Below are 25,243 nucleotides of genomic sequence, written 5' to 3'. Positions count from 1 at the left end.
GCGCTCCGCGTCAAGCCGGAAGCGCCGAGAGGTAGCCTTCGAAGGTCACGTTATCGGCGACCCGCCGCGCCAGCGCCTCCTCGTCGACGGAGCGGATCGTCCAGCACAGAACCGGCACGCCGAGCGATTTCAGCTCGGTCACCCGAAGCGCGTTCAGGTCCTTCGCCTCATGCGAGATGAAGGCCGCCCCGACGCGATCGAAATCGGGGATGTGGCGCAGCTCGTCGCCGCGCGCCGCGGGCAGCAGAGCCCAGTCATTGGGCTGGTAGGCCGAGGTTGTCAGACCGACAGCGACGTCCGGGGCCAATTCGCCGAAAGCCGCCACCGCATGGGGGTTGAAGGACATCACTGCGACCGGGCCCTCGTAATCGCGCAGCAACAGCGCCGTCGCCTCCTCCAGCGCGCCGATCTGCGAACCGAGAGCCCCGTCCTGATCCTTGATCTCGACCAGAAGCGGCACTTGGCCTTTCACGATCTCCAGCACTTCGGCGAGGGTCGGAATACCTTCCTCCGTGCCGCTCAGATGGATCGCACCCAGCTCCGCCGCCGTTCGCTGGCGTACCGGGCCGCGCTCTGCGGTCAGCCGGTCCAGCGCGTAGTCGTGAAACACCATCGGCACGCCATCGGCGGAGAGCTGCACGTCGATCTCGATTCCGTAACCCGCGGCGATTGCCGCGCGGATCGCCCCGCGGCTGTTCTCAGGGCGGCCCAGCGTGTAGTCGTGCAAAGCCCTATGCGCGATCGGAAGCCGGAGAAAATCAGGATGCAATGCCATCACGCGACCTCGAAAATCGCCTCGATCTCGACTGCGACGCCCATCGGCAGCGAAGCCGCCGAGACCGCCGAACGCGCGTGACGCCCGGCTTCGCCGAAGACCTCGACCATCAGGTCGGAGCAGCCGTTGATGACCTTGGGCTGATCGGTGAAATCAGTGGTGGAGTTCACGAATCCCACCAGCTTCACCACGCGAAGTTTGTCGAGATCGCCGATGGCGGCTTTCGCCTGGGCGATCAGAGCCAGCCCGCAGAAACGCGCCGCCATCGCGCCCTCTTCGACGTCCATGCCGTCGCCGAGTTTGCCGCGGATCAGACCCTCGGGCCCGTTCGAGATTTGCCCCGAGACGAACAGCTGATTGCCGGTGCGCACGAAGGGCACGTAATTCGCGGCCGGTGCCGGGGCATCGGGAAGCTGAATCCCCAACTCTTCGAGACGTGCTTCGATCTTGGCCATTGCGCCCTCCATGTGAAATTCGACGCGAGGCTAGGCGCGCGCCTTTTCTCCCGCAAGCGGAATCGCTTCTCTTCTTCTTGATGAAAATATCCCGGGGCGCGATAGCGCAGGGCGGAGCCCCTTCACCCTTTAGTTTTGTCGCCCTACGGCGACGAGGGCGGAGCCCCTTGCTGTTACGCCACCAGCGCCTCGGCCTTCTTCAGGTCGACCGAGACGAGCTGGCTCACGCCCTGCTCCTGCATCGTCACCCCGAACAGCCGGTCCATCCGCGCCATCGTCACTGCGTGGTGGGTGATGATCAAAAAGCGCGTATCGGTGCGCCGCGTCATCTCGTCGAGCAGGTCGCAGAAGCGCGTAACGTTGGCGTCGTCTAGCGGCGCGTCGACCTCGTCAAGCACGCAGATCGGCGCGGGGTTGGTCATGAAGACCGCGAAGATCAGCGCCATCGCGGTCAGCGTCTGCTCCCCGCCCGACAACAGCGACAGCGTGGACAGCTTCTTGCCCGGCGGCTGGCACATGATCTCGAGACCGGCCTCCAGCGGGTCGTCGCTTTCGACCAGTTGCAGGTTCGCAGAGCCACCGCCGAAGAGGTGGGTGAACAGCGTGCGGAAGTTCTCGTTCACCTGCTCGAACGCGGTCAGAAGACGCTCGCGCCCTTCGCGGTTGAGTCCCGAAATCCCGGCGCGCAGCTTGCGGATCGCCTCTTCGAGATCGGATTTCTCCTGCACCAGCGCGTCATGCTCTTCCTGTACCTCGCGCGCATCTTCCTCGGCGCGCAGGTTGACTGCGCCGAGGCTCTCGCGCAGTCGCTTGAGCCGGTTCACTTCCGCGTCGAGCTTCTCCGCGTCGGGCATCTTCTCGGGATCGGTATCGAGGCTTTCCAGCAGATCCTGCGGCGACTTCTCGGTCTCTTCCAGGATGCGTTCGGCGGCATAGGCGACGGTTTCGCGCGCCGCGTCGACGCGGGCCTCGGCGCGGGCGCGGGCTTCGCGCGCCTCGCCAGCCAGACGTTCGGCCTCGCGCTCAGCCAGCTGCGCCTCGCGCAGGGCGGTTTCCGCGCCCGACAGCTTTTCCGACGCTTCGGCCTGACGCGCTTCGGCGGTGGCAATGGCTTCCGACAGCTCGGCGCGTTTCGCGGCCAATTCCTCAGGGGCGGCGGAGGCGTCTTTCAACTCCGCCTCGCTCTCGATCTTGCGGGTTTCCAGCTCGGCGGAGCGTTTCTCTGCGGTCTCCAGCCGGTGCCGCCAACCGGAGATTTCCTTGGTGATCTCCTGCCGACGCTTCAGCCGCGCCTCGCCCTCGCGACGTATTTCGTCATGGGCGGAGCGCTTGGTCATCATCGTCATCCGCGCCGCTTCGACGGTCATCTTCACAGCCTCGACGTCGCCGCGCGCGGCGTCCAGATCGGGCAGGGAGGATTGCGCATTCTCCGCCTCGCGCAGCGCCATCCGCGCGCTGCTAGCTTCTTCCTCGTGGCGTGCGACGGCGAGCTGTGCGCTTTCAAGCTTGGAGCTGGCGATGGAACGATCGGCCTCGGCGCGGCTGAGCGCGCGGCCCGCCTCGGCCAGACGGCGATCGGCCTCGCGGCGCGCCTCGCGGGCGCTGGCATCGGCGCGTGTGGCCTCGGCCAGCGCGGCGGTCAGCGCCTCATGAGCGGATTTCGCGCCCGAAGCGCGCGCCTCGGCCTCTTCGAGATCGCGCTTCAATTCCACCAGACGGTTGAGCTGTTGCAGGCGCAGCGCGGCGGCGGTCGGGGCATCCTCGGCGCCGGCGCGATAGCCGTCCCAGCGCCACAGGTCGCCCTCGGTCGACACCAGCCGCTGACCGGGGGCCAGCTGATCCTGCAGCCGCGCGCCCTCGTCATAATCCTCTACCAGACCAATCTGCGAAATCCGGCGGACCAGCACGTCGGGCACGTCGACATGGGCCGAGAGCGGCTCTACCCCGGCGGGGAGGGGTTGCGGCGTGGGATAGTCGGAGAGGGCTTGCCAGCCGGTCGCGTCATCCTCGCCGACTTCCGGCGCGCGCAGGTCATCGGCGAGGGCGGCACCAAGGGCCGCCTCGTAGCCACGATCCACCCGGACACGGTCGAGAATTTGCTGACCGTTGGAGGCTTCGCGCTCGACCAGACGAGCCAGTGCCGAGACTTCGGCGCGCAAGGCCCCCGCTTCGCCCTCGGCCTCCGAGCGCGCTGCCCGGGCTGCGCTTTCGCGGCCCTGCGCCTCGGCGCGCGCGTCATCGGCGGCGGCCAACGACTCTTCGGCAGCTTCGGCGGCAGCTTGCGCTTGTGTCTGTGCGCCTTCGGCCGCCTCGAATTCCGCATTCGCCTTCGCAAGCGCGGCGGCAGCAGCCTCGGCAGCTTCCTTCGCCTGCGCGGCGGCGGCCTCGGATTTCTCGGCCGTTGCGCGGTTGTCGGTCACCAGACGCTGCGACGACTGGTGGCGGGCCGCGAGCCGCGCGACATCCTCGGTCAGTTCCGACAGTTGCGCCTCGCGCTCCTGCAGAATCTGCGCGGCCTCATGGGCGGCATCGACCGCTGCGGCCAGCTTGTCTTCATGCCCCTCGGAGGCTTTCGCGATCTGCGCCTGCTCCCATTCGAGCCGCCCGATCGTCTCCCCCGCATCGCGATTGAGGCCCGCCTCACGCTCCATGTCGCGCACGAGCTGGTCGATCCGGGCCTTCAGCGTCTCGATCCGCGCAATCGCCTGATCTTCCTGATCCGAGAGCGCGTCGCGCTGTACGGTGAGGCGTTGCAGGATTGCGCCTGCGATGGCTTCTTCCTCGCGCAGCGGCGGCAATGCGTCTTCCTTGCCCTGCCGGGCTTTCGCCGTCTCGCGGGAGGCTCTCTCGGCTTGCGCGGCCCCGGTGACCTTCTCGCGATGCGCCTCTTCGGCGGTCGTGCGGGCCAGATCGGCTTCGCGCCAACGACGATACAGCAGCATCCCCTCGGCGCGGCGCAGCTCTTCGCCGATGGTGCGGTAGCGCGCGGCCTGGCGGGCCTGCCGGGCGAGGGTAGCCAGCTGCGAGGCGAGTTGCTCGATCACGTCATCGACGCGCGTCAGATTCTGCTCGGCGCCGTTCAGCTTCAGCTCCGCCTCGTGGCGGCGCTGATAGAGCCCGGAAATCCCGGCCGCTTCCTCGAGGATGCGGCGACGGTTCTTCGGCTTGGCGTTGATCAGCTCGGAAATCTGGCCCTGCCGCACGAGTGCGGGCGAATGCGCGCCGGTCGAGGCGTCCGCGAACAGCATCTGAACGTCTCGGGCCCGCACGTCCTTGGAGTTCACCTTGTAGGCCGAGCCCGCATCGCGGGTGATCCGGCGCACGATCTCCAGCCCGTCGCTGTCGTTGAACCCAGAGGGCGCGAGCCGCTCGGTATTGTCGATCTGCAGCGCGACTTCCGCGAAATTGCGCGCGCCCCGCGACGAGGCACCCGCGAAGATCACGTCTTCCATCCCGCCGCCGCGCATCGCCGAGGGGCGGTTCTCGCCCATCACCCAGCGCAGCGCTTCCAGGAGGTTCGACTTGCCGCAGCCATTGGGCCCGACGACGCCGGTCAGCCCGTCATGGATCACGAGATCCGTGGGGTCCACGAAGCTCTTGAAACCATTGAGACGTAGCCGAGAGAAGCGCAATTGCCGAACTTTCCGAATCTGAATGAGTACTGAGAAGTGTCCGTAGAGCAGGCCTGCGAGTCAATGGGAAGACACTTCATCTGGAGATGATGGCGGCATTATCCACAAGATATTGGCGTATTCTCGCCGGTGTTTCGCGCAATTTGCGCTCCGGATCCTCGAAGCCGGGAGAAGCGTGTTTCGCCTGAAGCTCTTGAATAGTCCGTCTTTTCCTTTTGTGCGGGCAGGCTTAGCATCGAAAGCGACCCAAGGAGCCGACCGATGATCCCAGCCCTGTCCCTGATCCTCGCCTGCCAACTCGCCGGCGAGATCCTGTCCCGCGCCTTGCAGCTACCGCTTCCCGGCCCGGTTCTGGGGATGATCTTCCTGCTGATCGTGATGAGCGTCTCGGGCAAGGTGCAGCAGATCGTGCGCCCCACGGCCCAGTTCGTGTTGCAGCACCTGTCGCTTCTCTTCGTGCCGGCGGGCGTGGGGATCGTCGCGCATCTCGGCGCGCTGCGCGAGCATGGGGTGGGGCTGGCGGTGGCGCTGGTGGTGTCGACCATGCTGGCGATCGTGGTCGGTGCGGCGGTTTTCGTCGCGGTGGCGAAGCTGACGCGGAGCGATGTGGATGACTGATCCGTTCAAGCTCTGGTCCTATCTTTCCTCCGAACCGCTGCTGTGGCTCTGGGCGACGCTAATCGCCTATTGGATCGGGGATGCGATCTTCAAAAGCGTGAACCGCAACCCCTTCGCCAATCCGGTGATGATCGCGGTGGTGATCCTCGGCGCGGTGCTCCTGATGACCGGCACGCCCTATCAGCGCTATTTCGACGGGGCGCAATTCGTGCATTTCATGCTGGGCCCGGCGACGGTCTGCCTGGCGGTGCCGCTGCATGCGAACCTGCCCAAGGTGAAGCGCGCCCTGCTGCCGATCGCAGCGGGGCTGGTGGCGGGGTCGGTCACGGCCATCGTCTCGGTTCTGGCGATTGCGAAGGCGATGGGGGCGGGGCCTGAGTTGCTCGCCTCGCTCGCGCCGAAATCGGTGACGGCCCCGGTGGCTATCGGGATTTCGCAAAGCTTGGGCGGGGAGCCGTCGCTGACGGCGGCGTTGGTGATCCTGACCGGGATGATCGGGGCGATTACGGTGACGCCGATGCTCAACCTAATGGGCTTTCGCGACTGGCGGGCGCGGGGCTTCGCGGTGGGCGTCGCGGCCCACGGGATCGGCACGGCGCGTGCCTTTCAGGTACATGAGACTGCGGGCGCCTTTGCGTCCATCGGCATGGGGCTGAACGCGGTGCTGACCGCCTTCCTCGCGCCGGTGGTGCTGAGTTACTTCGGTTAATCGACTTCCGTCAGTATTGGCGCGGCGGGCGGGCCTTATAGACCGGGAGCTTCCAGCCGAAGCGCAGCGATCCGGCGCGCAGCGCAAAGGTCACGCCGCCGCAGATCAGCAGCGCCAGCAGCGTATCCGCTCCGAGCGCCGTCGCGACCAGCGCGCTCGCCGCCCCTGCGAAGGCGCAGGACAGGTAAAGCTCGCCCTGTTTGAGGACCAGCGGCACCTCGTTGCAAACCACGTCGCGCATCAGGCCCCCGAAGGTGCCGGTGGCGATGCCCATGATTAGCACGATGACCGGGCCATGCTCCAGCCGCATCGTGATCGCCACGCCCGCCGGTACCGCCACCGCCAATGCGCAGGCATCCAGCCACAGCAGTGCACGATAGCGGCTTTCCAGAAGATGCGCGGTGAAGAACACGACCACCGCCGCCCCCGCCGCGATAAGCACATAGGTGGGATCGCCGACCCAGAAGACCGGGTCACGGCCGAGAAGCAGGTCGCGCAGGGTGCCGCCGCCGATAGCAGTCAGCGCGGCAACGAAGATGAAGCCCACGAGGTCGAGCTGCTGGCGCGAGGCGACCAGCGCCCCGGTCAGTGCGAAGACCAGCACCGAAGCGTAATCCAGCGCCGCACCCACGGGAAAATCTCCCAGCCATGCGGGTAGGGCGGTCATTTTTGCTTGGCCGGTTTGAAGGGCTCCATCCCGGCGCGGGCCAATTCATCGGCGCGCTCGTTCTCCGGGTGGCCCGCATGGCCCTTGATCCATTCCCAGGTCACGCGATGGCGGCGCTGCGCCTCGTCGAGCCGCTGCCAGAGATCGACGTTCTTCACCGGTTTCTTCGCCGCAGTCTTCCAGCCGTTGCGCTTCCAGCCGTGGATCCAGCCGGTCACGCCGTTCTTCACGTAGGCGGAGTCTGTGGTGATCGTGATCGCGGTGTCGCGGGTCAGGGCCTCCAGCGCGTTGATCGCGGCCAGAAGCTCCATCCGGTTATTGGTGGTCTCGGCCTCGCCTCCCTTGAGCTCGCGCTCCTTGACGACCGCTTCGCCGTCCATCGCGCGCATCAAGACGCCCCAGCCGCCGGGGCCGGGATTGCCGCTGCACGCGCCATCCGTCCATGCGTAAAGCTTAGCCATCGAGACCCACATAGCCGTCGAGCTTAGCGATCCGGTCGAGCCAGCGGCGCAGCGCCGGGAAGGGCTCGAGATCATAGCCGCCGCGCGTGTCGGCGGTGTGGGTATAGGCGTAGAGGCAGATATCGGCGAGGCTCATCGCGTCGCCTGCAAGCCAATCCGCCTGCTCCAGCCGCTGCTCCATGATGCCCAAAAGGACGTGGCCGCGCACTTCCAGCGCGTCGAGCGTCTCCTGCGTTCGCTCATGGGCGCGATGCGGATAGCAGAGGATCGCGGCGCGCACGGCGATGACGCCCTCGTGCTGGTTCTGCTCCCAGAACATCCAGGACAGCATCTGCGCCCGGGCGAAACGATCCTCCGGCACGAAGCGCGAACCTTCGCCGAGATAGGTCAGGATCGCGTTGGATTCGCCCAGCACCCGCCCGTCATCGAGTTGGAGCGTGGGTGCTTTGCCGAAGGGAAGGGCCCCGCTTTCATGCGCCTGAGCCAATGCGTCGCTGTCATATTCCACATCGACCCGGTCATAGCTCTCGCCCAGCAGCGCCATCAGCAGACGCACCTTGTAGCTGTTGCCTGAGGAGGGCATCGAATAAAGCTTCATCTCGTTACGTCCTTACGATCGCGATCAGGCAGGCGACGACGACTGCCGTCAGGCCGATCCGCAGTTTGAGCCACCAGCGCGGTGTGTGGCCGAATTTCTGGAACAGCCAGTCGAGCGGCAAGAGCGCGAGGAAGCCCAGGATCAGCACGAAATTCACCGGCATCCCGAGCGCCACGAAGGCGATGAAGAAGATGACCGGAGCGACGGCGAGGAAATAGCCGGTCTCCCATTCCGCACGCGCCGCGAAGCCCCAGAGGCTGCCTGCCATGAAGCAGAAGATCATCAGGCCATAGGCGAGCACGGCTACACGCGGATCGGCGACGAAGGCGAATTGCCCGGTCTGCACCACCAGCACGCCCCAAAGGAACGGGATCAGCCCGGCAAGGCCGAGGATCAGCGCGCCGCCGGGGATTTTCGGACCCATACCGCGCATCACGAGGCTTCCCGCAATACGCGCGGCACCTTGAACTCGATGTCCTCGCGGGCGGTTTCGATCTGGTCGACCGTCAGGTCAAAGCGTTGGCGGAAAGCGTCGATCACCTCGTCGATCAGCACTTCCGGTGCTGACGCGCCTGCGGTCACGCCGACCGTCTTCACGCCTTCCAGCGCGCGCCAGTCGATATCCTCGGCGCGTTGCACGAGTTGCGAATAGGCGCAGCCCGAAGCCTTGCCGACCTCGACGAGACGCCGCGAGTTGGACGAGTTCGGCGCGCCGATCACCAGCAGCGCGTCGATCTGATCGGCCATCGCCTTCACCGCCGCCTGACGGTTCGTGGTGGCATAGCAGATGTCTTCCTTGGCGGGGCCGACGATCTTCGGGAAGCGGTCCTGCAGGGCCTCGACGATTGCTGCCGTGTCATCGACCGAAAGCGTGGTCTGGGTGATGAAAGCCAGTTGGTCGGGATCGCGCGGTGTGATCTTGGCCACGTCTTCGACCGTTTCGACCAGTAGCACCTCGCCTTCAGGCAGTTGCCCCATCGTGCCGAGAACTTCCGGATGGCCGGCATGGCCGATCATGACCATCTGCAGCCCCTCGTTCGAGTGCCGCTCGGCTTCCTTGTGGACCTTGCTCACCAGCGGGCAGGTCGCGTCAACATAGATCATCTCGCGCCGCGAAGCCTCGGCGGGCACCGATTTCGGCACGCCGTGGGCCGAGAAGATCACCGGTCGGTCGTCGGGGCATTCGTCGAGCTCTTCGACAAAGACGGCGCCTTGGTCGCGCAGGCTGTCGACGACGTATTTGTTATGCACGATCTCGTGGCGCACATAGACCGGGGCGCCCCATTTCTCGAGGGCCATCTCGACGATCTTGATCGCCCGGTCGACGCCCGCGCAAAAGCCGCGCGGGGCTGCGAGATAGAGTGTCAGGGAGGGTTTCATCGCGCGCTCCTTTGTTCGGGTTCAGACGTAAAGCTCCACCAGCGTCGCGTCCAGAGGCGATCAGCTTGCAAGCCCGATGGCCTGTGCCGTCAGCCATGCCAGCACCGCGTAGCGTCCCGCTTTCGCGATGAAGACCAGCGGCAGGAACAGCCACATCGACATCCGCAGGATGCCCGCGACGAGGCAGATCAGGTCGCCTCCGGGCGCCCAGCTCAGCAGCAATAGCCCGATCCCCCAGCGCTCGAACCAACGGTGGCCGCGCGCGAGCTGCGTCTCGTTCGCGGGAAACCATTTGCGATCTTTCCAGCGGGTCACGCCGAGACCGATCGCATAAGTGACGAGCGAGCCGATCGTATTACCCACGGCGGCGACGAGGATCATCAGCCAGATATTCTGGGTGCCGAGGGTCTGCAGCGCCACGAAAACCACTTCCGACTGGAAGGGGATCGGCGTGGCGGCCAGAAGGGCCGAGACGAAGAGGCCGAGCAGGGAGACGTTTTCGAGCATCAGGGCTTTCGTGAAAAGCAGCCGGGAGAACGATCCCGGAAAAGACGAAGGGCGCGCAGGTGATCCGCACGCCCCTTCAATCACGAATTACGGCCCGCGTCAGGCCCCGGATCAGCTCTCGCTGCCGTCTTCGCCTTCGCGCGGCTCGCGCGGCGGGCGCCCGATAACTTCGCGCAGCGCGTCGAGTTCGATGAAATTATCGGCCTGACGACGCAGTTCGTCGGCGATCATCGGCGGCTGCGAGCGGATCGTCGAGACGACCGAGACACGGCAGCCCTGACGCTGAAGGCTTTCGACCAGCGGCCGGAAATCGCCATCGCCAGAGAACAGCACGATATGATCGAGGCGCGGTGCGAGCTCCATCGCGTCGACGGCAAGCTCGATATCCATATTGCCCTTCACCTTTCGGCGGCCCATGGAATCCGTATATTCCTTCGCGGGCTTGGTAACCATCGCGAAGCCGTTGTAATTCAGCCAATCCACTAGCGGACGGATCGGCGAATATTCTTCGCTCTCCAGGAGGGCTGTGTAATAAAACGCGCGCACGAGTTTGCCGCGGCGCTCGAATTCTTGTCTCAACAGCTTGTAATCAATATCAAAGCCAAGCGCCTTGGCGGCCGCATAAAGATTAGATCCGTCTATGAACAGGGCGAGTCGTTCGTCCTTGTAGAACATACAGTCCTCTTGCACAGGTGGGGTGGACCAGATCGCTCATGTGCCGATACGGAAAGGATTAACCGTATCTTAGTCTTGCACAGGCGGGGAGGGCCGACCAGATTTAACTAGGACATATCGCATTTCGCGAGGGAAACGGAATCTGTCTTTATGGACACTAACTATTTGGTCGCTTTAGGGGCGAATTTACCGAGCCAATATGGGTCTCCTCGCGAAACGCTCTGCGCCGCTTTGGAGCGCTTGGAGCAACTGGGTTTTTCCATGGTGGCAATTAGCCGCTTCTGGTCGACGCCCGCCGTTCCCGCTGGGGCCGGTCCCGACTTCGTGAACGCTTGTTGCAAAATGCGATGCAATTTGCAACCTCGCGATGTCCTCGCGCAACTCCATGTCTTGGAAGAGGAATTTGGCCGCGTGCGGGAAGGCCGCTGGAGCGCGCGGGTCATCGATGTTGACCTGATTGCATCAGAGGAGCAGGTTCTGCCGGATCGCGACGCCTTCTTGCGCTGGCAGAATCTTGCGCAGGACGCGCAGCAGCGCGAGGCCCCGAGCGAGCTGATCCTGCCGCATCCGCGCTTGCAGGACAGGGCTTTCGTGCTGATTCCCCTTGCCGAAATCGCGCCGCTCTGGCCCCATCCGGTGACGGGGCAAAGCGTGATGGAGATGCTTGCAGCGCTTCCGGAAGCGGAAAAATCGTCGATTTCTCCGCTATGAGGGGGGCAAAACCCTGCGGGCGGGGTGGATGGGCGCTTGTGTTTCCGCACTGCAAAGCCTAAGTAGGGCCCTCAATCCGAGTTCTTCTGGAGAGATTCATGGCCCGCGTGACGGTTGAAGATTGCGTTGACAAGGTTCCGAACCGCTTCGAGCTGGTAATGCTCGCTTCGCATCGTGCCCGCGAAATCGCTGCTGGCGCTCCCATCACGGTCGAGCGCGACAACGATAAAAACCCCGTCGTCGCTCTGCGCGAAATCGCCGAGGAGACCCAATCGGCCGAGGATCTGCGTGAGCGTCTCATCGAGAGCAACCAGACCCAGATCGAGGTCGACGAGCCCGAAGAGGACTCGATGGCGATGCTCATGGGTGGCGAATCCCCCGATCGTGCCGTCGAGGACGACATGAGCGAAGAGCGCATGCTGCGCGCGCTGATGGACGCGCAAGGGCGCGAGTAATCCACTGATTGGCCGGAACGAGCGCGAATGATCGACGTCGAAGACCTGATCGCGCTCGTCCGCAATTATAATCCCAAGACCGATGCGGATCTGATCCGGAAGGCCTATGCCTACGGTAAGGACATGCATGAAGGGCAGTTCCGGCATTCGGGCGAGCCCTATTTTTCGCATCCCGTCGCGGTGGCGGCGATCCTGACCGAACAGCGTCTGGATGATGCGACCATCGTCACCGCCCTTCTGCACGACACGATCGAAGACACGCGCTCGACCTATGGCGAGGTCGCCGGGATGTTCGGCGAGCAGATCGCCGAGCTGGTCGACGGCGTCACCAAGCTGACCAACCTGCAACTCTCGAACGCGGCCTCGAAGCAGGCGGAAAACTTCCGCAAGCTGTTCATGGCGATGTCGAAAGACCTGCGGGTGATCCTCGTGAAGCTCGCCGACCGCCTGCACAACATGCGGACGATCCGTTCGATGCGGCCAGAAAAGCAGGCTCAGAAAGCGCGCGAGACGATGGAGATCTACGCGCCGCTCGCAGGCCGGATGGGTATGCAGTGGATGCGCGAGGAACTCGAAGACCTCGCCTTCAAGGTACTCAACCCCGAGGCGCGCACCTCGATCATTCGGCGCTTCGTCAGCCTGCAAAAGGAAACCGGCGATGTGATCCCGAAGATCACCGCGGACATCCGCGCGCTGCTCGAAGACGAGGATATCGACGCCGACGTGTTCGGTCGCGCGAAGCGGCCCTATTCGATCTGGCGCAAGATGGAGGAGAAGCAGCTCACCTTCTCGCGCCTGTCGGATATCTACGGCTTCCGCGTCATCACCCGCACCGAGATGGACTGCTACCGGGTCCTCGGGCTGATCCACCACCGCTGGCGTGCGGTGCCGACCCGCTTCAAGGATTATATCAGCCAGCCGAAGACCAACGGCTATCGCTCGATTCACACCACGGTGTCGGGGCGCGACGGCAAGCGCGTCGAGGTGCAGATCCGCACCCGCCAGATGCACGAAGTCGCCGAGGCAGGCGTCGCGGCGCATTGGTCCTATCGCGATGGCGAGCGCGCCCAGAACCCCTTCGCGGTCGATCCGGCGAAATGGTTGGCCTCGCTGAGCGAGCGGTTCTCGGACCCCGATGGCGATGGCGATCACGACGAGTTTCTCGAGAACGTCAAACTCGAGATGTATTCCGATCAGGTCTTCTGCTTCACGCCAAAAGGCGATGTGGTGAAGCTGCCGAAAGGCGCCACTCCGATCGATTTCGCCTATGCGATCCACACGCGTATCGGCAATAGCTGCGTCGGCGCCAAGGTCGACGGCATCCGCGTTCCACTCTGGACGCGCTTGAAGAACGGCCAGTCGGTCGAGGTGATCACCGCCTCGGGCCAGCGTCCGCAGTTGACCTGGCTCGATATAGTGGCGACCGGGCGCGCCAAGGCGGCGATCCGCAAATCGCTGCGCGAGGAAGATCGCGACCGCTTCATCAAGCTGGGTCAGGAATTGGCACGGGTGGCGTTTGAGCATGTCGGCCGCCGCGTGACCGACAAGGCGCTGCGCACCGCCGGCAAGGCGCTGGGGATCGGCGATCAGGACGAGGTTCTCGCGCGGCTCGGCTCTGCGGAACTGGCGGCCTCGGACGTGTTGGACGCGCTTTACCCGGAACTCGCGCAACGCCGCGAAGGCGCCGAGATCGAGCCGACCCGCGCCGTTCTGGGGCTCGCCGCCGATCAAAGCTTCCGCCGTGCCGATTGCTGCCAGCCGCTCCCGGGAGAGCGGATCGTCGGCATCACCTATCGCGGTAAGGGCGTGGTGATCCATGCCATCGATTGCCCCGCGCTCGAAGAGTTCGAGGATCAGCCCGAACGGTGGGTCGATCTGCATTGGAAAACCGGGCAACACCCGCCTGCCTATACCGCGACGCTCAAGGTCACGATCTCGAACGACGCGGGCGTGCTGGGACATATCTGCACCTTGATCGGCCAGCAGAAGGCAAATATTTCGGACCTCAACTTCGTGGAGCGCAAGCCGGATTTCTATTCGGTGCTCGTAGAGGTCGAATTGTGCGATGCGGAACATATGCATCGCCTGCTTACCGCCCTTGAGGCGGAGAGCGACGTGGCGCAGGTGGAGCGGATCAGGAACCTGTCGCGCAAACCCTGACGCACACGGCGCAGGGGGGAGAAAGGACGGCGGCGTGGTCTTCAGGCGGCGCGAAAAAAGGGGGCTTCTGGCCAACCTGCGCGAGGCGATCTGGCCGCGTTCGGGCTGGTCCCGGGCTTTCCAATACGTCAAGCACCGCGTCAACCGACTGCCCGACCGCCCGCATCGCATCGCCCGCGGCGTCTGGGCCGGGGTCTTGGTCTCGTTCACGCCGCTCTTCGGATTTCACTTCGTTAGCGCGGCGGCCGTGGCCTGGATCATGCGCGGCAATATCCTCGCGGCGATCCTCGCCACCTTCTTCGGCAATCCGGTCACCTTCCCGATCATCGCTGTCTTCTCGACGAAGCTTGGGCACAAGATCCTGGGCGACCGGCTCGATCACGGCGGAGAGCCCGAAAGCCTGCTGCAGACCTTTCAGGCAGCGAGCCACGATCTGCTGCATAACTTCTGGGCGATGTTCACCCCCGAACATGCCGAATGGAGCGGTTTGGAGCGGTTCTTCACCGACGTCTGGCTACCCTACTTGATCGGCGGAATCGTTCCCGGCGTGATCTCGGCGACCATCTGCTACTACGTGTCCTTGCCGATCATCACCGCCTATCAGAACCGGCGGCGTAGTCGGCTCAAGGCGCGGCTCGAGAAGATGCGGGCGAAGATCAAGCGCGAGGAAAGGGCGGCGGCGAAGGCCGAGAAGTCCGAGGATTGAACCGATCCGGCTCGCCGCGTCAGCTTTGCGTGCCGCCTGCGTCCGCCGCGCTCAGCGCGTAGCCGCGCCGTTGCGCCCGGCGGCGAAACCGCTCGGCGGCATGGACCGCTTCGCGCAGGTTGGAGAACCAGCGCAGGCAGGAGGCACCGGTCTGACCTTGCAGCCCCCATTCGCGCAGCACGGTATATTCCCCGAACAGGTTGTCGGAGACTTCCACGCGATAGAACCGTCGCGATGTCGGCGTGTGTAGAAGGAGATTGAGCATGGCAGTGCCCCTGTATCCCGATTTCGTGAAGTGAATCAGAGCGGAGCGGTTTTGGCCAGCAAAAAGAGGTTAATGCCTTGCTGCCCGCAGCGCGGGCTATGTCCTCAGCTCCAGCGGACTTCGCCCAGGAAGATGTACCCAGCGCCGTATATCGTTTTGATAAGGCGTGGGTTTTTTGGATCTTCGCGAAGCTTCGTACGCAGCCGAGAGATCCGCACATCCATCGCCCGGTCGAAGCTCTCGCCCGCCGCGCCGCCCAAGCTTTCCTGCATCTGCGCGCGGGTGATCAGCCGGTTCGGGCTTTCGAGAAACAGCCGCAGCACCTCCCCCTCGGCATGGGAGAATGAGGTTTCGGCCCCATCTTCCGCGACGAGGAGGTAGCGGTCGAAATGCGCGGTCCAGCCTGCGAAACGGGCGGTTTGCGCCTGCGCGGGACTTTCGCTACGCCCCTTGCGCAGGCGGGCGCGGATGCGCGCCACGACCTCGGCGGGATCGAAGGGCTTGATGATGTAATCATCCGCGCCAAGCTCCAGCCCAGTCACCCGGTCCTGCACCTGCGCGCGGCCCGAGATGATGATGATCGCAGCGCCGGATTCCAGCGCCAGCCGATGCACCAGTGCCAGCCCGTCGCGATCGGGTAGCCCCAGATCGACGAGGCAGACATCCGGCGAAGAGCGCTTCAGCCCAACTTCGAACTCGGTCGCGCGGGCATAGCAGGTCGTGCGAAACCCGGCCTCTTCGAGCGCATCGGAGAGCATCCGGCGAATTTCGGGCTCGTCGTCGAGGATCGCGACAAGGGGGTGGTCGGCACTCATCGAGGCACTCCCGCAAGCAACGCCGCAAGCTGCGCGGCGGTAAAGGGTTTCTGAAGGACCGGGCAGGGGGCCTGCGCGCGCAGCGCATCGCCCGGTGGCAGCGAGGTCATCAGGATCATTGGAACCTGATCGCCGATACTGCGGGCAAGATCCACCCCGCTGCGCGGTCCGGGCAGCTGGATATCTGACAGGACCAGTTCAATGTCGGGCAGGTTCAGAAGCGCCTCGGCCTCGGCGATCGTACCCGCCTCTACGACCGTATGGTCGAGGGCGCGGAGCATGTCTCGGGTGCTGGCGCGGATGTCCTCGTCATCCTCGACCAGCAGAACCATCATCGGGTCGGCTTGCCGGGCGGCGGCTTTCAGCGGTAGCCGCATCGTTACGCGCGCTCCGTCCTCGGTGTTCTCCAGCCGCAGCGTGCCGCCCGCGAGCTTGGTCTGGTCATAGACCATCGACAGGCCGAGCCCGGAGCCCTCCTTGCCCTTCGTCGTGAAGAACGGGTCGAGCGCGTGTTCGAGCGCCTCGTCCGAGAAGCCTCCGCCCTGATCGGTGACGGTGATCTCGACCCAGGTGTCGCGCACTGCGCGGGCCTCGATACTGATCGTGCCGCCCTTCGCCCGCATTGCGTGATTGGCGTTCAGGATCAGGTTCAGAAGGCTGTCCTGCAGCGGCCCGGGATCGAGCAGGATCGGGTCGCTCAGACCGTTATTGGCGAAGTCGAGCGTCACCGGATCGTGCAGCGTCGGCCCCGCCATCGCGGCGAGATCGTCGAAGAGATCGTCCAGCACCACCGCCTGCGGGCGCAGCTCGCGCGGGCCCGAGATCGCGGCGATCCGGTCGAGAAGCGTGCCGCCGCGCCGCGCCGCGCCAAGGGTCGCGCGGATCGCCTCCTGCGCCTCCGCAGGCAGCCCCTCCATCCGTTCGAGCCGCCCCTGCAACCCGAGGATGATCGTCAGCAGATTGGCGAAATCATGCGCCAGCCCCGAGGACAGCTGCGCGGCCAATTCGCGCTTCGCCGTTTGCGCCAGCGCCGCGCGGACCTGCGCTTCGTGCGTGACATCGGTGGAGAGGATATAGATCCCGGTTACCTTGTCCTCGCCGGCGAGATCGGGGGTCAGCGCCACGCGGATGCGGCGGCCCGACGGGTCATGGGTGATCTCGACCACGCTCGCCTCGCCGGCAAGCGCGCGGCGAAAGCAGGGGGTGATCTTGCGATAGGTCTCGGGGCCGAGCGCCTCGCTCGCATGGTGGCCGACCGCATTGGCGAGCGAGCCGGGCATCACGGTTGACAGACGCCGGTTGGAATAGGTGTAGATCAGGTCGCGATCGACCCGCGCGATATGGGCAGGCATCATCTCGGTCACCTGCCGGGTGCGGGCCTCGGTGATGGCCAGTTGGCGCGAGGTTTCCTCCAGCGCCATGTTGGTCGCGGCGAGTTCGCGGTTCGCCGCCGCGAGCGCCTCGGCATGGTCGAGGAGCTGACCCGACAACTCTTCGGATCGCGCGCGCAACAGTGCCTCCTGCCGCTTCACCGGCGTGATATCGGTATAGACCGTGACCCAGCCGCCTTCGGGCAGAGGCGCGCCCTCGACCGAGATCGTGCGCCCATTCGCGCGTTGCCGCTCCATGTAATGGGCCTCGAAGGCGCGCGCGGTCTCGACCCGTTCGCGGACGGCGGCCTCGATATCATCCACCTCGCCGTATTCGCCCCGCGTCACGAGGAAGCGAATCGTATCCTCGAAGGTGGTGCCGGGTCGGGTCAGCGCATCGGGCAGGTCGAACATGAGCTGGTATTGCCGGTTCGACACGGCCAGCCGCAGATCGCTGTCGAAGATCGACAGCGCCTGTCCGATGAGGTTCAGCCCCGCCTGTGTCAGCCGCTCGCGGCTTGTTTCGCTCACCTTGCCCCTCCCGCTCCTTGGCTTTTGCTACCACCGGCGGACGGCGCGGCAAAGCGCGTTTCGCTGCGCAGCGAAGTCGTAAGGATTCGTTACAATCACGAAAAGATCACGAAAACTTTGACAGAGACTGTCGAGCCATGCCGAACTGTGCGCGGAGGAGCGCCCAGAGCGGTCGAGGGACGCCGGACATACCGGCGCGAGGGAGGAAAATTTGGCTGACGCAGTCGCGAAGGGGCAGGACTCTGCCCAATCGATTCCTGCGCTATTGGCGCGGAACGTGGCCCGATACGGTGGCTACCCCGCCTATCGCGAAAAGGAATTCGGGATCTGGCAGAGCTGGAGCTGGGCCGAAGCGGCCGAGGAAATCCGCGCCATGGCGCTGGGTTTCCTGAGCCTCGGCGTGGAGCGGGGCGATCATGTCGCCATCATCGGGCGCAACCGCCCCATGCATTACTGGTCGATGGTCGCGGCGCAGATGTGCGGCGCGATTCCGGTGCCGCTCTATCAGGACGCGGCGGCCGAAGAGATGGCCTATGTGATGGAGCATTGCGGCGCGCGCTTCGTCGTCTGCGGCGATCAGGAGCAGGTCGACAAGATCGTCGAGATCGAGGACCGCATCCATGCAATCACCCATGTCACCTACACCGACAAACGCGGCATGCGGAAATACGACCACTCGCGGATGAACGCGCTGGAGGATGTGCAGGCCGAAGGCCGCGCGGGCCATTCGCGCTACGAGGCCGAGCTCGACAAGCGCATCGCCGAGCTGACCTATGACAGCACCTGCGTGATGCTCTACACCTCGGGCACGACGGGCAAGCCGAAGGGCGTGGTCCTGTCGAACCGCAACATCATCGAGACTGCGAAGGCGTCCTCGGAATTCGATCACCTGAACCATAATGACGAGGTTCTGGCCTACCTGCCGATGGCATGGGTGGGCGATTTCATCTTCTCGATCGGGCAGGCCTATTGGTCGGGCTTCACCGTGAACTGCCCGGAAAGCCCCGAGACGATGATGATCGACCTGCGTGAGATCGGGCCGACCTATTTCTTCGCGCCGCCGCGGGTCTTCGAGAACCAACTGACCTCGGTGATGATCCGCATGGAAGATGCGGGCAAGCTGAAGAAGAAGCTGTTCGACCATTACATGAAGGTCGCGCGCGATGTCGGCCCCGACATTCTCGACGGCAAGCCCGTCAGCTTCGGCAAGCGGATGTCCTATGCGCTGGGCAATTTCTTCGTCTATGGCCCGCTCAAGAACACGCTGGGCTTCTCGCGCATTCGCGTAGGTTACACGGCGGGCGAGGCGATCGGGCCGGAGATCTTCTCCTTCTACCGCTCGCTCGGGATCAACCTGAAGCAGCTCTACGGCCAGACCGAGGCGTCGGTCTTCATCACCCAGCAGCCCGATGGCGAAGTCCGCGCCGATACGGTGGGCGTGCCGTCGCCGGGCGTCGAGGTGAAGATCGCCGACAATGGCGAGGTTTTCTATCGCAGCCCCGGCACCTTCGTGGAGTATTACAAGAACCCGGAAAGTACGGCCTCGACCAAGGATCCGGAAGGCTGGGTCGCGACGGGCGATGCGGGCTTCTTCGAGGAAGATACCGGGCATCTGCGGATCATCGACCGCGCCAAGGATGTGGGCAAGATGGCCGACGGTCGCCTGTTCGCGCCGAAATATGTCGAGAACAAGCTGAAGTTCTACCCCTCGATCCTCGAGGCGGTGGTGTTCGGCGCAGGGCGCGATCGCTGCACGGCCTTCATCAATATCGACCTCACCGCGGTCGGCAACTGGGCCGAACGCAACAACATCTCCTACGCCTCCTACCAGGAGCTTGCGGGCCACCCGCGCGTCTACGAGATGATCCGCGAACACGTCGAAGAGGTGAATGAAAGCATCGCCGAAGACCCGATGCTCTCGGGCTGTCAGGTCCATCGCTTCCTGATCCTGCACAAGGAACTCGACGCCGATGACGGCGAGATGACCCGGACCCGCAAGGTGCGCCGCAACGTGATCGGCGAGAAATTCGCCGACCTGATCGCGGCGCTCTATGACGGGCGCGACGAGATCTACACCGAAACGGAAGTGACCTACGAGGACGGGCGCAAGGGCTCGATCAAGGCGACGCTGAAGATCGCCGACGCGAAGGTCGTGGCCCCGAAACAGATGGCGGAGGCGGCGGAATGAAAGACATGCAAGACGGATACGTCACCGCCGACGGCCGCCAGATCGGCGGGGTCATCATGGAGATGAAGAACATCACGCTGCGCTTCGGCGGGGTGGTGGCGATCAAGGATATCTCCTTCGACATCCGCGAGGGCGAAATCCGCGCGATCATCGGTCCGAACGGCGCGGGGAAATCCTCGATGCTGAACGTCATCTCGGGCTTCTATATCCCGACCGAGGGCGAGGTGTTCTACAAGGGCGTCAAGCGCGGCCCGATGAAGCCCTATCAGGTCGCGCGTCTCGGTATCGCACGCACCTTCCAGAACATCGCGCTGTTCGACGGCATGTCGGTGCTCGACAACATCATGACCGGTCGGCTGACCCATATGAAGAAGGGTCTCGTGGCGCAGGCAGGTTGGTGGTGGACCGGTGCCGCCGCCGAGGAACACGAGAACCGCGAGAAGGTCGAGAAGATCATCGACTTCCTCGAGATCCAGAATATCCGGAAAACGCCGGTGGGGCGTCTGCCTTACGGCCTGAAGAAGCGGGTGGAACTGGCGCGCGCGCTTGCCGCGGAGCCGAAGATCCTGCTGCTCGACGAGCCGATGGCCGGGATGAACGTCGAAGAGAAAGAGGACATGAGCCGCTTCATCCTCGACGTGAACGACGAATTCGGCACCACCATCGTCCTGATCGAACACGATATGGGCGTCGTGATGGATCTCTCCGACCGCGTGGTCGTGATGGATTACGGCAAGAAGATCGGTGACGGCTCGCCCGACGAGGTGCGCAACAATCAAGACGTGATCGACGCCTATCTGGGGGTGGCCCATGACTGAGACCATCCGCTTCGCAATTCAGACATCGGAGGCGCGTCATGCCTGATATCGTTCTCTACGCCGCCGAGGTTACGCTGAACGGCCTGATGGCCGGGGTGCTCTACGCGCTCGTGGCTCTGGGCTTCGTGCTGATCTTCAAAGCTTCCGGCATCTTCAACTATGCGCAGGGCGTGCTCGCACTCTTCGCGGCGCTGACGCTGGTCGGCATCCAGAAGGGTCAGGTGCCCTTCGCCCATCTCATCAACGCGATGACGGGCAATCACTACACGAACTTTCCGTGGGAGATTCCGGCGATCGTCGCGATACTGCTTGCGGCGGGCGTGATGGTGATCCTCGCGATCATCATCGAAAAGCTGGTGCTCAAGCATCTGGTCAACCAGGCGCCGATCATCCTCTTCATGGCGACAATCGGGATGGCCTATTTCCTCGAAGGCTTCGGGGACGTGATGTGGGGCTCGGACATCAAGACGCTCGATGTGGGGCTGCCGCAGGGCATCAACGAGACCATCGACACCGTCACCTACAACATGTTCGGCTACGGCTTCTTCATCGACAATCTCGATATCGTCGCGGCCATCGTCGCGGTGCTGCTGGTGGCCGCGCTGACCGTGTTCTCGCAATACTCCAAGCAGGGCCGGGCGTTGCGTGCCGTGGCAGACGATCACCAGGCCGCGCTTTCGGTCGGGATCTCGCTGCGCTTCATCTGGATCCTCGTCTGGTCCATCGCGGGCTTCGTGGCGCTGGTCGCGGGCATCATGTGGGGGTCGAAATCGGGCGTGCAGTTTTCGCTTTCGCTGATTGCGCTCAAGGCGCTGCCGGTGCTGATGCTGGGCGGCTTCACCTCGATCCCCGGCGCCATCGTCGGCGGTCTGATCATCGGTGTGGGCGAGAAACTGTTCGAACTGCTGATCGGGGCGCCCTTCCTTGGCGGCGCGACCGAGAACTGGTTCGCTTATGTCCTCGCGCTCGTCTTCCTCGTGTTCCGGCCGCAGGGTCTGTTCGGCGAGAAGATCATCGAGAGGGTCTGACCGATGATCACGATGCTGTCACGGCAAGGTGAGAAAAATCTTGATCGCATCGCAGGGGTGCGACAAGCTGCCGCATATCGTGGCGTCAACGGGAGGGGAGCCCAGTGTCGTCGCGCTGATGTGACGATCATTGGGAGGACCGTTACCGATGAAGACCTGCGCAACCGTGTTCACGATTGGCTGGGGAGCTGCGCTCGCGTTCGGATGGATCGCGCTGGCCGCGCCGCCGGAAGAACCGACCACCTTGCAAACACTGAATATCGTGCTGGCCGCCCTGGGGGCGGGTGCCGGGCTCTGGGCCTGGGTGAGGATTCGGCGCGGCGACTGCTGACGGGGGACGACGCGCTCTCCCTGGCGAAAGGGAGAGGCTGATGTTTTACCGCGAAGCAGGTGATTTCAAGACATCCTACCGGGAGGACAGCCAGACCTTCCCGATCAAGTTCGACCGGCTGCGCTATTACGCGGTGCTGGTGGTCGCTTTCGGGATCGTGCCACTGTTCATCAACGACTACTGGGCGAACGCGGTCGCGGTGCCCTTCCTGATCTACGCCATCGCGGCGATCGGGCTGAACATCCTCGTGGGCTATGCCGGGCAGGTCAGCCTTGGCACCGGCGGCTTCATGGCGGTGGGTGCCTATTCCGTCTACAAGCTGATGACGGCCTTCCCGGACATCAACATCTTCTTCCACGTGATCATCGCGGGGTTCATCACCGCCGCCGTGGGCGTGATCTTCGGCCTGCCGAGCCTACGCATCAAGGGCTTCTACCTCGCGGTGGCGACGTTGGCGGCGCAGTTCTTCCTCGTCTGGCTCTTCAACAAGGTGCCGTGGTTCTACAATTACTCGGCCTCGGGTCAGATCAACGCGCCCGAGCGCACCGTGTTCGGCGTCTTCGTGACAGGCGCGCAGACCTCGGCGATGGCGAAATACATGTTCTGCCTCGTGATGCTGACGCTGGTGGCGCTGGTCGCGCGCAACCTGACGCGTGGCACCGTGGGGCGAAAATGGATGGCGATCCGTGACATGGATATCGCCGCCGAGATCATCGGGGTGAACCCGCTGACGACGAAGCTGTCGGCCTTCGCGGTCAGTTCCTTCTTCATCGGCATCGCGGGTGCTCTGTTCTTCGCGGTCTACCTTGGCGCGGCGGAAGTGGGCGAAGCCTTCGGCATCCAGAAGTCCTTCCTGATCCTTTTCATGGTGATCATCGGCGGTCTGGGCTCGATCTTCGGCTCGTTTGCGGGTGCTGCCTTCCTCGTGCTGCTGCCGGTCTTCCTCAAGAACGTGCTCGTCGGCACCTTCGGTTGGCCCACGGATCTCGCCGCCCATATCGAGCTGATGATCGTGGGCGGGCTGATCGTGGCCTTCCTGATCGCGGAACCGCACGGCCTCGCACAGCTCTGGCGCGTCGCGAAAGAGAAACTCCGGCTTTGGCCCTTCCCGCACTGAGGGCCGGGCCGCCCAACACAAAGAACCGGGAAACGCCCGGCGCAAAACTCGAACATTCTGGGAGGAGAACCGAATGAAGAAGACCCTAACCGCATTGGTCGCGGCGGCGATGACGCTGACCACGGCCCCGGCTTTCGCCGAACTGGTGGTGCCGAACCTCAGCTATCGCACCGGGCCCTATGCCGCGAACGGCATCCCCTACGCCGACGGCTTCAACGACTATTTCACCCTGCTCAACGAGCGTGACGGCGGCATTGGCGGTGAGATGGTCAAGACGCCCGAATGCGAAACCGCCTACAACACCGAGAAGGGCGTGGAATGCTATGAGTCCACCAAGGGCGAAGGCGCGCTGGCCTATAACCCACTCTCGACCGGCATCACCTATCAGCTGATCCCGAAAGTCACCGCTGACGGCATCACGCTCTACACCCCGGGCTACGGCCGCACTTCGGCCGCGAACGGCAAGGTGTTCAAGTGGGTCTTCAACTTCCCGGCCAACTACTGGGATGGCGCCTCGGTCGCGATCAAACACATCATTGATCAGGAAGGTGGCGACATCAAAGGCAAGAAAATCGCGCTGGTCTACCACAACTCTGCCTACGGCAAGGAGCCGATCCGCACGCTCGAAGAGCTGTCCAAGAAGCACGGTTTCGAGCTGTCGACCCTGCCCGTGGACCATCCCGGTCAGGAGCAGAAGTCGCAGTGGCTGCAGATCCGTCGTGACAAGCCCGACTATGTCCTGATGTGGGGCTGGGGCGTCATGAACCAGGTCGCCATCCAGGAAGCCGTCAACATCCGCTTCCCGATGGATCACTTCATCGGCGTCTGGTGGTCGGGCTCTGAGAACGACGTGGCTCCGGCAGGCGACAAGGCCTCGGGCTACAAGGCGCTCTCGTTCCACGGCACCGGCATGGACTACCCGGTCTATGACGACCTGAAGAAATATGTCGTCGATGCCGGCAAGGCCTCGGGTGCGGGCGATGAGGTCGGCACGATGCTCTACTCGCGCGGCATGTACGCGGCGATGATCATTTCGGAAGCGATCCGCAAGGCGCAGGAAATGACCGGCAAGTCGAACGTCAACGCCGCCGAAGTGCGCGACGGTTTCGAGAACCTCGACCTCACCGAAGCCCGTCTGGAAGAGCTCGGCCTGCCGAACTTCGCCCAGCCGATCAAGGCGAGCTGCGAGAACCACGGGGGCCCCGGCTCCGCCAAGGTCTTCCAGTGGGATGCCGCTGCGAAGAAGTGGAACGAAGCCTCCGACTGGATCGAATCCGACAAGGACGTGCTCAACCCGCTGATCGAAGAAGATTCCGCAGCCTTCGCTTCGGAAAACGGCATCACCAACCAGTGTAACTGATCGAAAACGGCCTCCGGCGCGCGCCGCCGGGGGCCACCCCAACGTCCCGGAGAGAACCATGCTCGACGCTTCGAAATCCGACACGACCCTGCTCGAGGTCAACAATATCGAGGTGATCTACAATCACGTCATCCTCGTGCTCAAAGGGGTCAGCCTGAGCGTGCCCAAGGGCGGGATCACCGCGCTTCTTGGCGGTAACGGCGCGGGCAAGACGACGACGCTGAAGGCGATCTCCAACCTGCTCAAATCCGAGCGCGGCGAGGTGACCAAAGGCTCGATCACCTATCGCGGCGAACGGGTGCAGGACGGCTCCCCCGCCGATCTGGTCCGCAAGGGCGTGATCCAGGTGATGGAGGGGCGGCATTGTTTCGAACACCTGACCGTCGAGGAAAACCTGCTGACCGGTGCCTATACTCGCAAGGACGGGCGCGCCGCGATCCAGGACGATCTGGAAATGGTCTACACCTATTTCCCGCGCCTCAAGGAGCGCCGCAAATCGCAGGCGGGCTATACCTCGGGCGGGGAGCAGCAGATGGTCGCGATGGGCCGCGCGCTGATGAGCCGCCCCGAGACGATCCTGCTGGACGAACCTTCGATGGGTCTCGCGCCGCAGCTGGTGGAGCAGATCTTCGAGATCGTGAAATCGGTCAACGAGAACGAAGGCGTCACATTCCTTCTGGCCGAGCAGAACACCAACGTCGCGCTCCGCTATGCGCATTACGGCTACATTCTGGAGAGCGGCCGCATCGTGATGGACGGTCCCGCGAAGGAATTGCGCGAGAACCCGGACGTGAAGGAATTCTACCTCGGCATGTCCGACGAAGGCCGCAAGAGCTTCCGCGACGTGCGCAGCTATCGCCGCCGGAAACGCTGGCTGGCGTGACGCTAACCTACTGATTCAATTAAATTGC

General features: G+C 64.0%; 26 protein-coding genes. 13 read left to right on the top strand and 13 right to left on the bottom strand.

What is annotated here, in order from left to right; genetic code table 11:
• Positions 1 to 10: 10 nt before the first annotated feature.
• The 3 genes from B6V74_RS13705 to smc all read right to left on the bottom strand — a co-directional run bounded on the left by B6V74_RS13705 (position 11) and on the right by smc (position 4,862).
• On the bottom strand, positions 11 to 778 hold the full coding sequence (locus B6V74_RS13705) for a glycerophosphodiester phosphodiesterase family protein (RefSeq protein ID WP_075775394.1): 768 nt from the start codon (positions 776 to 778) through the stop codon (positions 11 to 13).
• Positions 775 to 1,230, bottom strand: coding sequence for a RidA family protein (locus tag B6V74_RS13700; protein WP_075775395.1), 456 nt, complete (start codon positions 1,228 to 1,230; stop codon positions 775 to 777). The genes B6V74_RS13705 and B6V74_RS13700 overlap by 4 nt, the downstream gene beginning before the upstream one ends.
• Before the next feature lie 173 nt (positions 1,231 to 1,403).
• Entirely contained in the window at positions 1,404 to 4,862 is a 3,459-nt protein-coding gene (gene smc, locus B6V74_RS13695; RefSeq protein ID WP_088723102.1) for a chromosome segregation protein SMC, read from the bottom strand.
• A 261-nt stretch (positions 4,863 to 5,123) separates the two neighbouring features.
• On the opposite strand from smc, the gene B6V74_RS13690 reads away from it, so the two are divergent.
• Positions 5,124 to 5,480 (top strand): CidA/LrgA family protein, encoded by a 357-nt coding sequence (locus B6V74_RS13690; RefSeq protein WP_088719809.1) that lies wholly within the window; start codon positions 5,124 to 5,126, stop codon positions 5,478 to 5,480.
• Positions 5,473 to 6,189: an LrgB family protein gene (locus tag B6V74_RS13685; protein ID WP_088723101.1), complete on the top strand. Its 717-nt coding sequence runs from the start codon at positions 5,473 to 5,475 to the stop codon at positions 6,187 to 6,189. Before B6V74_RS13690 ends, B6V74_RS13685 begins: the two co-directional genes overlap by 8 nt.
• 10 nt (positions 6,190 to 6,199) lie before the next feature.
• Here the strand turns inward: B6V74_RS13685 and B6V74_RS13680 are convergent, their stop codons facing one another.
• The 7 genes from B6V74_RS13680 to B6V74_RS13650 all read right to left on the bottom strand — a co-directional run bounded on the left by B6V74_RS13680 (position 6,200) and on the right by B6V74_RS13650 (position 10,477).
• Positions 6,200 to 6,856, bottom strand: a complete 657-nt coding sequence (locus tag B6V74_RS13680; protein WP_075775399.1) for a trimeric intracellular cation channel family protein — start codon at positions 6,854 to 6,856, stop codon at positions 6,200 to 6,202.
• Positions 6,853 to 7,317, bottom strand: coding sequence for a ribonuclease HI (gene rnhA, locus B6V74_RS13675; protein WP_075775464.1), 465 nt, complete (start codon positions 7,315 to 7,317; stop codon positions 6,853 to 6,855). Before rnhA ends, B6V74_RS13680 begins: the two co-directional genes overlap by 4 nt.
• The gene (locus B6V74_RS13670; protein WP_088723100.1) at positions 7,310 to 7,915 is read right to left on the bottom strand and encodes a glutathione S-transferase family protein; all 606 of its coding nucleotides are present in this window, start codon (positions 7,913 to 7,915) and stop codon (positions 7,310 to 7,312) included. Before B6V74_RS13670 ends, rnhA begins: the two co-directional genes overlap by 8 nt.
• 4 nt (positions 7,916 to 7,919) lie before the next feature.
• The gene (locus B6V74_RS13665) at positions 7,920 to 8,348 is read right to left on the bottom strand and encodes a DUF3429 domain-containing protein (RefSeq protein ID WP_240497109.1); all 429 of its coding nucleotides are present in this window, start codon (positions 8,346 to 8,348) and stop codon (positions 7,920 to 7,922) included.
• Positions 8,348 to 9,295: a 4-hydroxy-3-methylbut-2-enyl diphosphate reductase gene (gene ispH, locus B6V74_RS13660; RefSeq protein WP_088719805.1), complete on the bottom strand. Its 948-nt coding sequence runs from the start codon at positions 9,293 to 9,295 to the stop codon at positions 8,348 to 8,350. The genes B6V74_RS13665 and ispH overlap by 1 nt, the downstream gene beginning before the upstream one ends.
• A 60-nt stretch (positions 9,296 to 9,355) precedes the next feature.
• Positions 9,356 to 9,802, bottom strand: a complete 447-nt coding sequence (locus tag B6V74_RS13655) for a YqaA family protein (RefSeq protein ID WP_088723099.1) — start codon at positions 9,800 to 9,802, stop codon at positions 9,356 to 9,358.
• A gap of 111 nt (positions 9,803 to 9,913) precedes the next feature.
• Positions 9,914 to 10,477, bottom strand: coding sequence for an NYN domain-containing protein (locus tag B6V74_RS13650; protein ID WP_075775403.1), 564 nt, complete (start codon positions 10,475 to 10,477; stop codon positions 9,914 to 9,916).
• Between the two features lie 150 nt (positions 10,478 to 10,627).
• Here B6V74_RS13650 and folK point away from each other — a divergent pair, with 150 nt between their 5' ends.
• The 4 genes from folK to B6V74_RS13630 all read left to right on the top strand — a co-directional run bounded on the left by folK (position 10,628) and on the right by B6V74_RS13630 (position 14,509).
• Entirely contained in the window at positions 10,628 to 11,188 is a 561-nt protein-coding gene (gene folK / locus B6V74_RS13645) for a 2-amino-4-hydroxy-6-hydroxymethyldihydropteridine diphosphokinase (protein ID WP_088723098.1), read from the top strand.
• Between the two features lie 98 nt (positions 11,189 to 11,286).
• Complete coding sequence (gene rpoZ, locus B6V74_RS13640; protein ID WP_075775405.1) at positions 11,287 to 11,643, top strand: DNA-directed RNA polymerase subunit omega; 357 nt, start codon at positions 11,287 to 11,289, stop codon at positions 11,641 to 11,643.
• A gap of 27 nt (positions 11,644 to 11,670) precedes the next feature.
• Entirely contained in the window at positions 11,671 to 13,803 is a 2,133-nt protein-coding gene (locus B6V74_RS13635; protein WP_075775406.1) for a bifunctional (p)ppGpp synthetase/guanosine-3',5'-bis(diphosphate) 3'-pyrophosphohydrolase, read from the top strand.
• 34 nt (positions 13,804 to 13,837) lie between these two features.
• Complete coding sequence (locus B6V74_RS13630; RefSeq protein ID WP_075775407.1) at positions 13,838 to 14,509, top strand: DUF2062 domain-containing protein; 672 nt, start codon at positions 13,838 to 13,840, stop codon at positions 14,507 to 14,509.
• A gap of 19 nt (positions 14,510 to 14,528) precedes the next feature.
• Here B6V74_RS13630 and B6V74_RS13625 read toward each other — a convergent pair whose 3' ends face one another.
• The 3 genes from B6V74_RS13625 to B6V74_RS13615 all read right to left on the bottom strand — a co-directional run bounded on the left by B6V74_RS13625 (position 14,529) and on the right by B6V74_RS13615 (position 17,490).
• Positions 14,529 to 14,774, bottom strand: a complete 246-nt coding sequence (locus B6V74_RS13625; RefSeq protein WP_075775408.1) for a WGR domain-containing protein — start codon at positions 14,772 to 14,774, stop codon at positions 14,529 to 14,531.
• 104 nt (positions 14,775 to 14,878) lie between these two features.
• On the bottom strand, positions 14,879 to 15,589 hold the full coding sequence (locus tag B6V74_RS13620; RefSeq protein WP_075775409.1) for a response regulator transcription factor: 711 nt from the start codon (positions 15,587 to 15,589) through the stop codon (positions 14,879 to 14,881).
• Positions 15,586 to 17,490: a PAS-domain containing protein gene (locus tag B6V74_RS13615; RefSeq protein ID WP_088723097.1), complete on the bottom strand. Its 1,905-nt coding sequence runs from the start codon at positions 17,488 to 17,490 to the stop codon at positions 15,586 to 15,588. The genes B6V74_RS13620 and B6V74_RS13615 overlap by 4 nt, the downstream gene beginning before the upstream one ends.
• A gap of 211 nt (positions 17,491 to 17,701) precedes the next feature.
• Here B6V74_RS13615 and B6V74_RS13610 point away from each other — a divergent pair, with 211 nt between their 5' ends.
• The 7 genes from B6V74_RS13610 to B6V74_RS13580 all read left to right on the top strand — a co-directional run bounded on the left by B6V74_RS13610 (position 17,702) and on the right by B6V74_RS13580 (position 25,215).
• A complete protein-coding gene (locus B6V74_RS13610) occupies positions 17,702 to 19,678 on the top strand; it encodes a long-chain fatty acid--CoA ligase (RefSeq protein WP_075775411.1) in 1,977 nt (658 codons plus the stop codon).
• Positions 19,675 to 20,496 (top strand): ABC transporter ATP-binding protein, encoded by an 822-nt coding sequence (locus tag B6V74_RS13605; protein WP_088723096.1) that lies wholly within the window; start codon positions 19,675 to 19,677, stop codon positions 20,494 to 20,496. The genes B6V74_RS13610 and B6V74_RS13605 overlap by 4 nt, the downstream gene beginning before the upstream one ends.
• A gap of 38 nt (positions 20,497 to 20,534) precedes the next feature.
• Entirely contained in the window at positions 20,535 to 21,524 is a 990-nt protein-coding gene (locus B6V74_RS13600) for a branched-chain amino acid ABC transporter permease (protein ID WP_075775413.1), read from the top strand.
• A 148-nt stretch (positions 21,525 to 21,672) separates the two neighbouring features.
• Positions 21,673 to 21,855 carry a hypothetical protein gene (locus tag B6V74_RS13595; protein WP_075775414.1) on the top strand — a complete coding sequence of 61 codons (183 nt, stop codon included), beginning with the start codon at positions 21,673 to 21,675 and terminating at the stop codon, positions 21,853 to 21,855.
• A 40-nt stretch (positions 21,856 to 21,895) separates the two neighbouring features.
• On the top strand, positions 21,896 to 22,972 hold the full coding sequence (locus B6V74_RS13590) for a branched-chain amino acid ABC transporter permease (RefSeq protein ID WP_075775415.1): 1,077 nt from the start codon (positions 21,896 to 21,898) through the stop codon (positions 22,970 to 22,972).
• 73 nt (positions 22,973 to 23,045) lie between these two features.
• Positions 23,046 to 24,332, top strand: a complete 1,287-nt coding sequence (locus B6V74_RS13585) for an ABC transporter substrate-binding protein (RefSeq protein ID WP_075775416.1) — start codon at positions 23,046 to 23,048, stop codon at positions 24,330 to 24,332.
• Positions 24,333 to 24,390: 58 nt separating this feature from the next.
• Complete coding sequence (locus B6V74_RS13580) at positions 24,391 to 25,215, top strand: ABC transporter ATP-binding protein (protein WP_075775417.1); 825 nt, start codon at positions 24,391 to 24,393, stop codon at positions 25,213 to 25,215.
• The last annotated feature ends 28 nt before the right edge of the window (positions 25,216 to 25,243 follow it).

Origin of the sequence: Thioclava sp. F42-5, assembly GCF_002213195.1 — a bacterium.
Taxonomy (GTDB): Bacteria; Pseudomonadota; Alphaproteobacteria; order Rhodobacterales; family Rhodobacteraceae; genus Thioclava; species Thioclava nitratireducens.
The sequence above is the reverse complement of the archived record's forward strand: the minus strand, read 5'-3'. Positions and strand labels throughout refer to the sequence as shown.